Below are 13,286 nucleotides of genomic sequence, written 5' to 3' on the forward strand. Positions count from 1 at the left end.
CTAGCCCTGGCCTTCCCGCAGCCGCACGACCTGCTCCCCGCTGAACTCCACCGTCCGCCTCATGTGCCGCACGATCACCGCGAGTTCGGCCTCGTCGAGATCCTCGAAGAGCGGGGACCAGTCACCGCCCAGCCGCTCGCAGGTCCGCCCGAACTCGGCGATCCGCTCCGGCACCGTCGCCACCAGCACCCGCCGCCGGTCGACCGCGTCCCGCTGCCGCACGACGTACCCCGCCCTCTCCAGCCGGTCCACCAGCCGGGTGGCCGATCCGGTGGTCAGGCCCGTCAGCTCCGCGACCCGGCCCGTCGTCACCGGCTCCCGCTCCAGCGACAACAGGTTCAGGCACTGGAGGTCGGTGGGGTGCAGCCCGAGACGGTCGGCGACGGCCTGGTTGAACAGCGCGAACGCCGCCACGTACCGGCGGGACACGGTGGACAGCTCGTCCAGCAACCGCGACCGCACGTTCCCGGACATCGCCCGCACACCCCTTCGTCAGCGCCGTCCGCAGATCGTACGACGCGGCGGAACCCGACCGGCCGGAAGCGGCTCCGCGGCGCGTGCGAAGCTGATCGCATGCTCGTGCTCCGCTCCGCCGCCCTCTTCGTCGTCGCCGCGCTCTTCGAGATCGGCGGGGCGTGGCTGGTCTGGCAGGGCGTGCGCGAGCACCGCGGCTGGCTGTGGATCGGCGCGGGTGTCATGGCCCTCGGCGCGTACGGCTTCGTCGCCACCCTCCAGGAGGACGCCGACTTCGGCCGCGTCCTGGCCGCGTACGGCGGTGTCTTCGTCGCCGGTTCGCTGGCCTGGGGCATGGTCGCCGACGGCTACCGCCCGGACCGGTGGGACGTGACGGGCGCGCTGGTCTGCCTCGCCGGCATGGCCGTGATCATGTGGGCCCCGCGCAACGGCGGCTGACCCTGCCCGCCCACGCAACGGCGGCTGACCCGGCCCGCTGCGAACTCGCCTGTCCGAAAAGCGGGATCGCGGGCCGTTCGTGATCTCCGCGTGCCTATCCTGGCCGCCGGAGGGTCGGCGCGTCGTCCGCCCCGTCGCACCCGTCCGCCCCTCCTGTGCCGTCCACCCCGCCGCCCCGCCCTAGGAGCAGTCCCATGGCCCCCGCCGCCCCGTCCCCCGCCTCCCGCATCGCCGTCGTCACCGGTGCGAGCAGCGGGATCGGCGCCGCCACCGCCCGCCGGCTCGCCGCGGCCGGCTACCGCGTGGTCCTCACCGCCCGCCGCAAGGACCGTATCGAGGCGCTGGCCGAGGAGCTGGTCGCGGCGGGCGGCTCGGCGACCGCGTACCAGCTGGACGTCACCGACCGGACCGCGGTGGACGAGTTCGCGACGGCGTTCAGGACGATCGGCGTCCTCGTCAACAACGCGGGCGGCGCGCTCGGCGCCGACCCGGTGGCCTCCGGCGACCCGGACGACTGGCGCACGATGTACGAGACGAACGTCATCGGCACCCTGAACCTCACCCAGGCCCTGCTGCCCAAGCTGGTCGAGAGCGGCGACGGCACGGTCGTGGTCGTGTCGTCGACGGCCGGACACGGCACGTACGAGGGCGGCGCGGGCTACGTCGCCGCCAAGCACGGCGCGCATGTGCTGGCCGAGACGCTGCGCCTGGAGATCGTCGGACAGCCGGTGCGGGTCATCGAGATCGCGCCCGGCATGGTGAAGACCGACGAGTTCGCCCTGACCCGCTTCGGCGGCGACCGGGACAAGGCGGCGAAGGTCTACGAGGGCGTGGACGAGCCCCTCACCGCCGACGACGTCGCCGAGACGATCGCCTGGGCGGTGACCCGCCCCAGCCACGTCAACGTCGACCTCCTGGTCCTGCGCCCCCGCGCCCAGGCGTCCAACACGAAGGTGCACCGGAAAATCTGATCACGGTCGCCCCACGCGCCCGTAGGGTCGCGCCCGTGGACAGACACATAGCCTTCGAGACGCTGCACAACTTCCGTGATCTGGGCTGGTATCGGACCGCGGACGGGCGTTCGCGCGTCCGCGCGGGACTCCTGTACCGCGCGGACTCCCTGGGCAAGCTGACCGAGAACACGCCGGACTGGGACCTCTTCCTGTCCCTCGGCGTCCGCACGGTGATCGACCTGCGCCACCCCTGGGAGGCGGAGGGCCGGGGCCGGATCCCCGCCCACCCCTCCTTCGCGTACCGCAACCTCAGCATCGAGCACCGGCCCTACGACCAGGCCGTCCAGACCGCCGACGTCGACCCGGGCCCGTACCTCGCCGAGCGCTACATGGAGGTGGCGGAGGACGGCACGAAGGAGATCCGCGAGGCCCTGGAGCTGATCGCGCACACGGACGCCCCGCTCGTCTTCCACTGCGCCTCGGGCAAGGACCGCACGGGCCAACTGGCCGCTCTGGTACTGGGGTTGCTGGGCGTCGAGGAGCAGGTGATCGTCGAGGACTTCAGCCTGACGGAACTGGCGACGGACGCCCTGCTCGCCGACTGGCGGGCGCGCAACGACGGCCGCACCCCCGCCTGGCCCGGCTTCGGCCGCGCCCCCGCCTCGGCAATGCGCCACTACCTGGCGGCCGTCGACTCCCGTTACGGCAGCACCAGGAACTACGTCGCCCAGGCCCTGGGCCTGGACCCGGACGCCGTCGCCGGTGCTCTCCGTGACCGCCTGCTGGAGCCGATCCCCTCCGCCTGGCCGGAGTCGACGTTCCACCGGTCGACCCCCGAGGACGTCCCGGCCCTGGTCCGTCTGCACGACACGGCGGCCCTGTGGCAGTCGGCCCGGGAGATCGACCAGTGGACGCCGGGCGGCAAGACCGCGGCCCACTTCCACACCCGGATGCGGGAGGGCGAGGTGTGGCTCGCCCGGGTGGCGGGCACGGTCACCGGCGCCTGGGAAATCTGGTGGGACGACCCGGCCGCCTGGGGCCCGCGCCCGCCCGACGCCGGATACGTCCACCGTCTGATGACGGCCCCGCACACGTCCCCGCCGGCCACCGGCCGCCGCATGCTGGCCGAGGCCGAGTCCCGCATCGCCGCGTCCGGCCGCGCCTACGCCCGCCTGGACTGCCTCGCCTCCAACCCCCGCCTGCGCGCCTACTACGAGTCGGCGGGCTACAAGGTCGTCGGCGAGAACCGAGCGAAGAACGGCGGCCAGGGCAGCCCGTACGCGGTGACGCTGCTGGAGAAGCGGCTCGGCTGACGCCCGGGAACTCGGCGCCGGTCATGCGCGCGAAGGGGCCCGGACCGACCGGCCCGAGCCCCTTCGCCATCCCCCGCCGTCGTCCGCCGTCGTCAGCCCTTCACGCAGACGACCTGCTTCAGCTTCGCCACGACCTCCACCAGGTCCCGCTGCTGGTCGATCACCTGCTCGATCGGCTTGTACGCGCCCGGGATCTCGTCCACGACACCGGAGTCCTTGCGGCACTCCACGCCCCGCGTCTGCTCCTCCAGGTCCTTCGTGGAGAACCGCCGCTTCGCCGCGTTGCGGCTCATGCGCCGGCCGGCGCCGTGCGACGCCGAGTTGAAGGCCTTCTCGTTGCCGAGGCCCTTCACGATGTACGAACCCGTGCCCATGGAGCCCGGGATGATCCCGTACTCGCCGGAACCGGCCCGGATCGCGCCCTTGCGGGTCACGAGCAGGTCCATCCCGTCGTAGCGCTCCTCGGCCACGTAGTTGTGGTGCGCGCTGATCTCCGGCTCGAAGGCCGGCTTCGCCTTGCGGAACTCCTTGCGGACCACGTCCTTCAGGAGCGCCATCATCAGCGTGCGGTTGTACTTCGCGTACTCCTGCGCCCAGAACAGGTCGTTGCGGTACGCCGCCATCTGCGGGGTCTCCGCGATGAACACGGCGAGGTCGCGGTCGACCAGGCCCTGGTTGTGCGGGAGCTTCTGCGCCACACCGATGTGGAACTCGGCGAGCTCCTTGCCGATGTTGCGGGAACCGGAGTGCAGCATCAGCCAGACGGCGCCGGTCGTGTCCGTGCACACCTCGACAAAGTGGTTGCCGCTTCCGAGCGTTCCCATCTGCTTCGTGGCGCGTTCCTGACGGAACTTGACCGCGTCCGCGATCCCGTCGAACCGCTCCCAGAAGTCGTCCCAGCCGCCGGTCGCGAAGCCGTGCAGACGGCCCGGGTCGACGGCGTCCTGGTGCATGCCCCGCCCCACCGGGATCACCTGCTCGATCTTCGACCGCAGGCGCGACAGGTCGCCCGGCAGGTCGTTCGCCGTGAGGGAGGTCCGCACCGCGGACATGCCGCAGCCGATGTCCACGCCCACCGCAGCCGGGCACACGGCGCCCTGCATCGCGATCACGGAACCGACCGTCGCGCCCTTGCCGAAGTGCACGTCCGGCATCACGGCGAGGCCCTTGATCCAGGGCAGGGTGGCGACGTTGCGCAGCTGCTGGAGCGCCACGTCCTCGACCGTCGCCGGGTCGGCCCACATACGGATGGGTACCTTCGCGCCCGGCATCTCCACGTACGACATATCGCCCTCATTCCCCCGGAGTCACAACAGAAGTCTCTAATAGCAAAACCGGTGCCAAGGTCGACGTACAGGACGAGGGACCGGCATCCACGGCGTTGCGTGCGATACACATTGTCTCCAGTGGTCGCCCCCGCCCGGCAAGCGAATAACCGTCCACGTCATGACCGTCGAACCGTCGAGAGGAGCCGACCGTGCAGCGGAAGGCGTACGTAACCGGCGCCGCCGCGCTCCTCGCGGCGCTGCTGGCCGGCTGCACCGGCGACTCCGACGACGGCGGCCCCACCGACGACGCCAACCCGGGCAAGGCCGGCACGGCCAGCGCCGTCGCCGAACCCGGCCGGTACGACACCCTCCCGGAAGCCTGTCGCGCCGTCAGCCGCGGCACCCTCGACACGCTCCTGCCCGGCGTCCGCGAGATCGCCGACGCGACGCGGCGGGAGGACGCCTACGCGGGCGAGGCGACCCAGACGTTCGACACCGACCGCAAGACGGGCTGCCGTTGGAAGGTGGAGTCGGCGGACGCCACCGACCACCTGCTGGTCGACTTCGAGCGCGTGGTGTCGTACGACACCGCGGTCAGCGACGACACCGAGGCCGAGGACCTGTTCGCGGGGAAGGTGACGGCGGCCGACCTGCCCGTGCCCGTCGCCTCGACGAGCGACGCCTCGCCGGCCTCCCCGTCGGCGTCCCCGTCCGGGTCCTCGTCGGGGTCCGCGGCGGCGTCCCCGTCCGCGAGCCCCGCCAAGGGCACGGCCCCCGCGGCCGGCGGCGAGGGCACCGCCCCGGCGAGCGCCCCCGCGAACGGCACCGCGACCGCCCCCGCGAGCGACTCCGCCGCCCCCTCCCCCTCCGCCACCACCACGCCCGCCGAACTCCAACCCCGCCTCCTCGAAGGCCTGGGCGACGAGGCGTTCGTCGACGACGTGCTCGACGACTCCGCCTCGACGGCCAAACAGCGCACGGTGACTGTGGCGTTCCGCACGTCGAACGTCATTGTGACCATCCGGTACGAGGAGCAGCCGACGACGATCGCCACGGTGCCGGACAGCGAGGAAATGCAGGACAGGGCCCGGAAACTGGCCGCTCAGCTCGCCGACTCCCTGCGCGGCTGAGGCGACTTCACGCCCCGCCGCCCTCCGCCCGCGAACCCCTCCAAGCGAGACCGCACATCTCCTTCACCGCGTACCGTGGCCACTCGGACCCGATCCGACCGCAGGAACCACGAGCGTCATGAGTGAAGGAACCATGCAGCGACGAGCCCAGCGAGACGACCAGCACGACCACCGCGACGACCGCGACCGGCGCGGCCGGCGGACGCAGCGAGTCGGAGGCCTGAACCGCGCCCTCGCCGCGGCGGCCGTACTCCCCGTGATGCTGGTCGCCGTCGGCTGCTCCTCGGACTCCGGCTCCGGCTCCGGCTCCGCCGACGCCAACGCCACGCAGAACACCGGCGCCGACACCGCCGCCGGCGCGGGCGCCACCGTCAGCGCCCAGCCGACCGTGCAGGCCGCCGCGTACAAGGCGCTGCCGGAGGCCTGCAAGGCGCTGTCGAAGAAGACGCTGACCGAACTGGTGCCCAAGGCGGGCGCGGCGGGCAAGGAGGGCGCGTCGAAGGACACCGGCGCCCGCGCGTCCTGCTCCTGGTCCAGCCTTCAGAACAACGGGGTGAAGGGCTCGCAGTTCCGCTGGCTGAACGTCTCCCTGCTGCGCTTCGAGTCGGACGCGGCGAGCTCCGGCGACCAGCAGGCGCAGGAGTACTACGCCAAGCAGGTCAAGGGCGCCCAGGCGGTCTCGGGCGCGGCGAACGCCAAGACGCAGGCGCTCACCGGCGCGGGCGACCAGGCGACGACCGTGCGCTACGACCTGAAGAAGACCGAGGGCGCCTTCAAGCAGCAGACCGTCGTCGCGCGCGTGGAGAACGTCGTCGTCACCCTCGACTACAACGGCGCGGGTCTGGCCGGCGACAAGACCCCCAGCCCGGACGCGCTGACGAAGTCCGCGGAGAAGGCCGCCAAGGAAGTGGTGGCGGCGGTCCGGTCGGCCAACGGCGAATCGGCCAACGGCGGTGCCACGGGCGGCGGTTCGGCCACGAGCCCGTCCCCCTCGAAGCCGTCGACGTCGTCGCCGTCCCCGTCGGCGTCCCCCTCGAAGCCGTCGGCCTCGGCCTCCGCCGAGAACAAGAGCTGACAGACCGGCACCGCGTGCGTCGCACGCGTGTGCCACCCTGTTGCGCGCAACAACACGCAAGGGGAGGGGAGTGCGGGTGGCCGCGCCAATAGAGCTGACCCGGACGCACCGCGTTCTCATCGGTGTGGTCGTGTTCGGCGCCGTGATCATCGCCGGCATCGGCTTCGCCGGCTCCTACGCGGCCGTGCGCGAGCTGGCCGTCAAGAAGGGCTTCGGGAACTTCTCGTACGTCTTCCCGATAGGCATCGACGCGGGCATCTGCGTCCTGCTCGCCCTGGACCTGCTCCTGACGTGGATCCGCATCCCGTTCCCCCTGCTGCGGCAGACGGCGTGGCTGCTGACGGCGGCGACCATCGCGTTCAACGGCGCCGCCGCCTGGCCGGACCCGCTGGGCGTCGGCATGCACTCGGTGATCCCGATCCTGTTCGTGGTGTCGGTCGAGGCGGCCCGCCACGCGGTCGGCCGGATCGCCGACATCACGGCCGACAAGCACATGGAGGGCGTCCGCCTCACCCGCTGGCTGCTCTCCCCGGTGCCGACCTTCCTGCTCTGGCGCCGGATGAAGCTCTGGGAGCTGCGCTCCTACGACCAGGTCATCAAGCTGGAGCAGGAACGTCTCGTCTACCAGGCCCGCCTCCGCTCCCGCTTCGGCCGCGCCTGGCGCCGCAAGGCCCCGGTCGAATCCCTGATGCCCCTCCGCCTGGCCCGCTACGGCGTCCCCCTGGCGGAAACAGCCCCGGCGGGCCTGGCAGCAGCAGGCATAGAACCAGCCCTCCTGCCCCCGGTTCCCCAACCGGAACTACGCCCTACACAGCCCCCAGCCCTGGCCGCAGCCACACCCACCGACGCAAGGGGCACGTCCGCCGCAGCAGCGGGCACGGACGCCGCCGCAGGCACGCCCACCGCGGCACCGGGCACCTCCGCCGCCGGCACGAACACGGCAGCAGACCCGTCCGCCGCGGGCACGTATGCCGCCGCAGCAGCGGACCCCTCCGCCGCCGGCACGGGCCTCGCAGCAGGCCCACTCGCAGCCGCCGCGGGCACACCCGCCGCCGCAGGCATGTCTGGCGCCGCCGCAGGCACACCCGCCGTAGCAACAGACCCCTCCGCCGCCGGCATGGGCCCCGCAGCAGGCCCCTTCTCAGCCACGGGCACACCCAACGCCGCCGCAGGCACACCTGCCGCCGACGCAGGCACACCCGCCGCCGCGGGCAATCGTGCCGCTGGGGCGGCGCCCGTCCCACAGAAAGCGGCGCCTCACAGCGAGCAGCGCGCATACCCCGGCGGCCACCAGAACCCCGGGCAACCAGGCAACCCGGCCGAGCCCGACGTGAACCAGTGGCTGCACTCCCGCCACCCGCAGCAGATCGAGTACCACGGCGGCTACAACCCCGACTTCGACCCCGGCATCCAGTGGGACGAGGAGCAGTACCGCCAAGAACCCCCGCCGGAGGAACCCTCCCCCGAGGAAACCGGCAGCTTCCCCATCCCCGTCAGCCGCGGCCGCACCCGGGAACTGGGCGACGGCGGCGGCCCCCCGGAGCCGGACGAGGACGCCTACTACCAGGTCTTCCGTCAGTCGATAGACGGCAGCTACCCCACCCCCCGCGTCCTCGGCGACAACATCCAGACGACGTACGGCACGATCCTCAGCCCGAGCGACCTGAAGACCCTGACGGAACGCTTCCAGATGCGCCACTCGGCGGAACTGGAAGAGGACCACATCGCATAAGAAGCGGCATAAGAAGCCGCATGAGCAGCGGCACAGAAACCCGCACGAGAAAGCGCCCGGTACCCCAAGGCACCGGGCGCTTCTCTCACGCTCTCGCTACTCCCCCAGCAGAATCCGCACCCGCTCCTGCCCCACCGCCAGCAACAGCGTGGGCAGCCGAGGCCCCGTGTCCCGCCCCACCAGCAGGTGGTACAGCAGGGCGAAGAACGACCGCTGCGCGGTCTTGATCTCGGCCGGCAGCTCCTTAGGCGTCGCGTCCGCCGAGAACCCGGCCTGCACCTTCGGCACGCCGTACACGAGGTGCGTCAGCCCGTCGAGCGACCAGTGCGACTCCAGCCCGTCGAGCAGCAGCCGCAGCGACTGCTGCGACGTCTCGTCGAGGGACTTCAGCAGCTCGCCGTCGGCCTCCTCGCGCACGATGGTCCGCTGGTCGGCGGGCACCTGCGTGTTGATCCAGGCCTCGGCCCGGTCGTAGCGCGGCCGGGCCTCCTCCAGCGAGCCGAGCGGGTTCTCCGGGTCGAGCTCGGAGAGGATCCGCAGCGCCTGGTCCTGGTGCCCGGCGGTGATGTCGGCGACGGAGGCCAGCGTCCGGTACGGCAGCGGCCGGGCCGTACGCGGCAGCTCACCGCCGGCGGTGCGCACCGCGCGCGAGTGCGCGGCCACGTCGGCCGGCAGCGCGGACCCGTCGGCGACCTTGCCGTCCAGCTTGTCCCACTCGTCGTAGAGCCGCTGGATCTCCTGGTCGAAGGCGATCTTGAAGGACTGGTTGGGCCGCCGCCGCGCGTACAGCCAGCGCAGGATCTGCGGCTCCATGATCTTCAGCGCGTCGCCCGGGGTGGGCACACCGCCCCGCGACGACGACATCTTGGCCATGCCGCTGATGCCGACGAACGCGTACATCGGCCCGATCGGCTGCTCGCCGCCGAAGATGCCGACGATCTGGCCGCCCACCTGGAAGCTGGACCCCGGGGAGGAGTGGTCGACGCCGCTCGGCTCGAACACCACGCCCTCGTACGCCCACCGCATCGGCCAGTCGACCTTCCAGACCAGCTTGCCGCGGTTGAACTCGTTCAGCCGCACCGTCTCGGAGAAGCCGCAGGCGTCACAGGCGTACGTCAGCTCGGTGCTGTCGTCGTCGTAGGAGGTGACGGTGGTGAGGTCCTTCTCGCAGTTGCCGCAGTACGGCTTGTACGGGAAGTAGCCGGCGGAGCCGGAGCTGCCGTCGTCCTCGGCCGCCGCGCCCGAGCCCTCGGCGGCCTCCAGCTCGGCCTCGTCGACCGCCTTCTGCTGCTTCTTCGCCGGGGCCTTCTTGGTCCGGTACTGGTCGAGGATCGCGTCGATCTCGCCCCGGTGCCGGACGGCGTGCAGGATCTGCTCCCGGTAGACGCCGGTGGTGTACTGCGCGGTCTGGCTGATCCCGTCGAACTCGACGCCCAGCTCCGCCAGCGCCTCGACCATCGCGGCCTTGAAGTGCTCGGCCCAGTTCGGGTGCGCCGAGCCCTCGGGCGCGGGGACGGAGGTCAGCGGCTTGCCGATGTGCTCGGCGAAGGACGCGTCCACGCCCGGGATGCCGTTCGGCACCTTCCGGTAGCGGTCGTAGTCGTCCCACGAGATCAGGTGCCGGACCTCGTGCCCCCGTCGGCGGACCTCGTCGGCGACGAGGTGCGGGGTCATGACCTCGCGCAGGTTCCCCAGGTGGATGGGGCCGGAGGGGGAGAGCCCGGACGCGACCACGACGGGTTTGCCGGGGGCCCGACGCTCCGACTCCTCGATGACCTCATCCGCGAAACGGGAGACCCAGTCGGTGGTCTCGGTGCTCTGAGCCACGTTCGGCACGTCCTCTTTTTCTGGTTTCTCTGGATGTTTCCTCAACGGCGGCCGGTACGGTCGCACGGCCGGCGCACCCATTGTCCCAGCCCGGCCCCCAACCACGAAAACGACTTCCGGTGACGGCGCGACGCGCCGCTCCCGACGACCGAGACGACCAGGGGGAACATTGCGCACGCGCCGACGCCGGGGATGCCTCACCGCCGGAGCAGGGGCGGCCACGCTGTCGCTGCTGGCCGCCACGACGACGGCCGCGCGGGCGGCGCCCGCGGCCGGTCCGGTCGACGTGCGGGCGAGGCAGGCCTTCGTCAACGCGAGCGCCGCGCCGGGCGGAACCATCGGCGTGCGGCCGACCGCCGAACTCCTGACGGGTCAGGCTCCCCGGTGGGGCCTCACCCTGACGCTCCCGCAGGGCGTCGCCTACGTGCGGACCTACGAGGACGGGACCGACGGCGACTGCGCACCGTCCGCCGACGGCCGGATCGTGAAGTGCACTGCGAAGGACGGGAAGGCGGACGTCGCGGCGTACGTGCTGGTCGAGGTCGACGCGGACGTGGCGCCGGGGACGACGCTGACGTTCACCACCACCGCCGACACCGGCGACACGGTCGACGCCCAGCCCGGGAACGACACCGTGACGGGAAAGGTCGCGGTGCGGACGCCCGCCGATCTCGGCTTCGCATGGGAGGCGCCCTCGGGGCCGGTGGCCGTCGGCGAGGGCGTGACGACGCGGCTCGTCGTGACCAACCACGGCCCCGCCCCCGTCCGGCTCGACGCCGTGCACTTCTCCATGGGCACCGACTACGGGACCGAGTCCGGGTACGAGAAGGACTGCTGGGCCGAGCCGGACGTGCTGATCTGCGACGTCCTCGAGGATCTGGCACCGGGCGCCACCGTCACGATTCCCTTCGCCTGGAACTTCCCGAAGGAGGCCGCCGGCACCACGCACCGCGTGCAGGCCTCCCTCCCCACGCCGACTCCGAACGACCCGGACCGGTCGAACGACGAGGCCACCCTCGTCCTCACCGTCGCCAAGGCGTCCTCGACCACGTCGACCACCGGCGGGTGGCTCGCCGAAGTCGGGGCCGGACCGGTCATGGCCGCCGCCGCGGGCGCGACGGCGCTCACCCTCACGGGTGGCGCACTCGTGCTGCTGCGCAACCGGTCCCGCCGCACCGGCTGAGCCGCCAGGCCGACCCAGCCCGCGAGGCCCGCGAGACCCGCGAGGCCGGAAAAGCGCTTTACCCCCCGTGGGATACTGGCCGGGTCCATCAATTCCACGAGGAGAACGGCACCCACTCCTATGGCCTCGGTCACGTCCCTCAGCGACTCCGTCCGGCAGCACCTCGCGTCCGCCCTCTCGGCCACCCTGCCGGAGGCCGCCGACGCGGACCCGCTGCTGCGACGAAGCGACCGGGCCGACTTCCAGGCCAACGGCATCCTCGCGCTGGCCAAGAAGGCGAAGGCGAACCCGCGGGAGCTGGCCACGAAGGTCGTCGCCGAGGTCGTCACCGGTGAGGTGATCGAGGAGGTCGAGGTCTCCGGCCCCGGCTTCCTGAACGTCACGATCACGGACAGGGCGATCACGGAGAACCTGGCCGCGCGCTACGCCGACGACACGGGCCGGCTCGGCGTGCCGCACGCCGCGCACCCGGGCACGACGGTGATCGACTACGCGCAGCCGAACGTGGCGAAGGAGATGCACGTAGGCCACCTGCGGTCGGCCGTCATCGGTGACGCGGTGGTCCAACTCCTGGAGTTCACGGGCGAGACGGTGGTCCGCCGGCACCACATCGGCGACTGGGGAACCCAGTTCGGCATGCTCATCCAGTATCTGGACGAGCACCCGCACGAACTGGACCACAAGGAGTCCCACGCGAGCGGCGAGGAGGCGATGTCCAACCTCGACCGCCTCTACAAGGCCGCGCGCAAAGTCTTCGACTCCGACGAGGAGTTCAAGACGCGGGCCCGCCGCAGGGTGGTGGACCTCCAGGCCGGCGACCCGCACACGCTGGCCACCTGGCAGAAGTTCGTCGACGAGTCGAAGATCTACTTCTTCTCCGTCTTCGAGAAGCTGGACATGGAGATCCGGGACGCGGACATCGTCGGCGAGTCGGGTTACAACGACATGCTGGCCGAGACCTGCCGCCTGCTGGAGGAGTCGGGCGTGGCCGTCCGCTCCGAGGGCGCGCTGTGCGTGTTCTTCGAGGACGTCAAGGGCCCGGACGGCAACCCGGTCCCGCTGATCGTCCAGAAGTCGGACGGCGGCTACGGCTACGCGGCCACCGACCTCTCCGCGATCCGCGACCGCGTCTTCAACCTCAAGGCGCAGTCACTGCTCTACGTCGTCGACGCCCGTCAGTCGCTGCACTTCAAGATGGTCTTCGAGACCGCGCGCAGGGCCGGCTGGCTGAACGACGACGTCAAGGCGCACCAGCTCGCCTTCGGCACGGTGCTGGGCAAGGACGGCAAGCCGTTCAAGACCCGCGAGGGCGAGACGGTGAAGCTGGTCGACCTCCTCGACGAGGCGGTGGACCGGGCGACGACCGTGGTCCGGGAGAAGGCCGAGAAGATGGGCCTCGCCGAGCAGGAGATCGAGGAGAACGGCCGGCACGTCGGCATCGGCGCGGTGAAGTACGCCGACCTGTCGACGTCGGCCGTGCGGGACTACAAGTTCGACCTGGACCAGATGGTCTCGCTGAACGGCGACACGTCCGTCTACCTCCAGTACGCGTACGCCCGTATCCAGTCGATCCTGCGCAAGTCCGAGGGCGCGACGCCGACCGCCCACCCGGAGCTGCCCCTCGCCCCGGCGGAACGCGCGCTCGGCCTGCACCTGGACCAGTTCGGCGAGACGATCCTGGAGGTCGCGTCGGCCTACGAGCCCCACAAGCTCGCGGCGTACCTCTACCAGCTGGCCTCACACCTGACGACGTTCTACGACCAGTGCCCGGTCCTGAAGGCGGAGACCCCGGAACAGAAGGAAAACCGCCTGTTCCAGATCGACCTGACGGCCCGAACCCTCCACCGGGGGATGGCCCTGCTGGGCATCAGGACGCCTGAGAAGCTCTGACGC

The 13,286-nt window shown here is 71.6% G+C and carries 11 protein-coding genes; 8 read left to right on the plus strand and 3 right to left on the minus strand.

All coding sequences use genetic code 11. The features are described 5' to 3' along the window. A complete protein-coding gene (locus ACFYX4_RS09530) occupies positions 1–474 on the minus strand; it encodes a MarR family winged helix-turn-helix transcriptional regulator (protein ID WP_389328502.1) in 474 nt (157 codons plus the stop codon). Positions 475–573: 99 nt separating this feature from the next. Between ACFYX4_RS09530 and ACFYX4_RS09535 the strand changes: the two genes are divergently transcribed. From ACFYX4_RS09535 to ACFYX4_RS09545, 3 genes are all read left to right on the plus strand, one after another. Further along, entirely contained in the window at positions 574–912 is a 339-nt protein-coding gene (locus ACFYX4_RS09535) for a YnfA family protein (protein WP_389328505.1), read from the plus strand. 194 nt (positions 913–1,106) lie between these two features. After that, positions 1,107–1,883 (plus strand): SDR family NAD(P)-dependent oxidoreductase, encoded by a 777-nt coding sequence (locus tag ACFYX4_RS09540; protein ID WP_389328508.1) that lies wholly within the window; start codon positions 1,107–1,109, stop codon positions 1,881–1,883. A 35-nt stretch (positions 1,884–1,918) separates the two neighbouring features. Then, positions 1,919–3,178, plus strand: coding sequence for a tyrosine-protein phosphatase (locus tag ACFYX4_RS09545; RefSeq protein ID WP_389328511.1), 1,260 nt, complete (start codon positions 1,919–1,921; stop codon positions 3,176–3,178). A gap of 92 nt (positions 3,179–3,270) precedes the next feature. Here the strand turns inward: ACFYX4_RS09545 and ACFYX4_RS09550 are convergent, their stop codons facing one another. Next, positions 3,271–4,464, minus strand: a complete 1,194-nt coding sequence (locus ACFYX4_RS09550) for an RtcB family protein (RefSeq protein WP_389328514.1) — start codon at positions 4,462–4,464, stop codon at positions 3,271–3,273. A 191-nt stretch (positions 4,465–4,655) separates the two neighbouring features. On the opposite strand from ACFYX4_RS09550, the gene ACFYX4_RS09555 reads away from it, so the two are divergent. The 3 genes from ACFYX4_RS09555 (at position 4,656) to ACFYX4_RS09565 (ending at position 8,383) form a co-directional block, all read left to right on the plus strand. Beyond that, entirely contained in the window at positions 4,656–5,576 is a 921-nt protein-coding gene (locus ACFYX4_RS09555) for a DUF3558 domain-containing protein (RefSeq protein ID WP_389328517.1), read from the plus strand. A 118-nt stretch (positions 5,577–5,694) separates the two neighbouring features. After that, positions 5,695–6,651 (plus strand): DUF3558 domain-containing protein, encoded by a 957-nt coding sequence (locus tag ACFYX4_RS09560; RefSeq protein WP_389328520.1) that lies wholly within the window; start codon positions 5,695–5,697, stop codon positions 6,649–6,651. Between the two features lie 76 nt (positions 6,652–6,727). Beyond that, entirely contained in the window at positions 6,728–8,383 is a 1,656-nt protein-coding gene (locus ACFYX4_RS09565) for a DUF2637 domain-containing protein (RefSeq protein WP_389328523.1), read from the plus strand. Positions 8,384–8,479: 96 nt separating this feature from the next. On the opposite strand, the gene lysS is transcribed toward ACFYX4_RS09565, so the two are convergent. Beyond that, positions 8,480–10,219 carry a lysine--tRNA ligase gene (lysS, locus tag ACFYX4_RS09570; protein ID WP_389328526.1) on the minus strand — a complete coding sequence of 580 codons (1,740 nt, stop codon included), beginning with the start codon at positions 10,217–10,219 and terminating at the stop codon, positions 8,480–8,482. Positions 10,220–10,379: 160 nt separating this feature from the next. On the opposite strand from lysS, the gene ACFYX4_RS09575 reads away from it, so the two are divergent. Beyond that, a complete protein-coding gene (locus tag ACFYX4_RS09575) occupies positions 10,380–11,393 on the plus strand; it encodes a hypothetical protein (protein WP_389328529.1) in 1,014 nt (337 codons plus the stop codon). Positions 11,394–11,513: 120 nt separating this feature from the next. Then, positions 11,514–13,283 carry an arginine--tRNA ligase gene (argS, locus tag ACFYX4_RS09580; protein ID WP_389328532.1) on the plus strand — a complete coding sequence of 590 codons (1,770 nt, stop codon included), beginning with the start codon at positions 11,514–11,516 and terminating at the stop codon, positions 13,281–13,283. Positions 13,284–13,286: the final 3 nt, after the last annotated feature.

Origin of the sequence: Streptomyces sp. NPDC002328, assembly GCF_042890065.1 — a bacterium.
Taxonomy (GTDB): domain Bacteria; phylum Actinomycetota; class Actinomycetes; order Streptomycetales; family Streptomycetaceae; genus Streptomyces.

Excerpts from the sequence above, each read along its gene's own strand:
- ACFYX4_RS09530 (WP_389328502.1), bottom strand. The coding sequence starts at position 474 with ATGTCCGGGAACGTGCGGTCGCGGTTGCTGGACGAGCTGTCCACCGTG.
- ACFYX4_RS09535 (WP_389328505.1), top strand. The coding sequence starts at position 574 with ATGCTCGTGCTCCGCTCCGCCGCCCTCTTCGTCGTCGCCGCGCTCTTC.
- ACFYX4_RS09540 (WP_389328508.1), top strand. The coding sequence starts at position 1,107 with ATGGCCCCCGCCGCCCCGTCCCCCGCCTCCCGCATCGCCGTCGTCACC.
- ACFYX4_RS09550 (WP_389328514.1), bottom strand. The coding sequence starts at position 4,464 with ATGTCGTACGTGGAGATGCCGGGCGCGAAGGTACCCATCCGTATGTGG.
- ACFYX4_RS09560 (WP_389328520.1), top strand. The coding sequence starts at position 5,695 with ATGAGTGAAGGAACCATGCAGCGACGAGCCCAGCGAGACGACCAGCAC.
- argS (WP_389328532.1), top strand. The coding sequence starts at position 11,514 with ATGGCCTCGGTCACGTCCCTCAGCGACTCCGTCCGGCAGCACCTCGCG.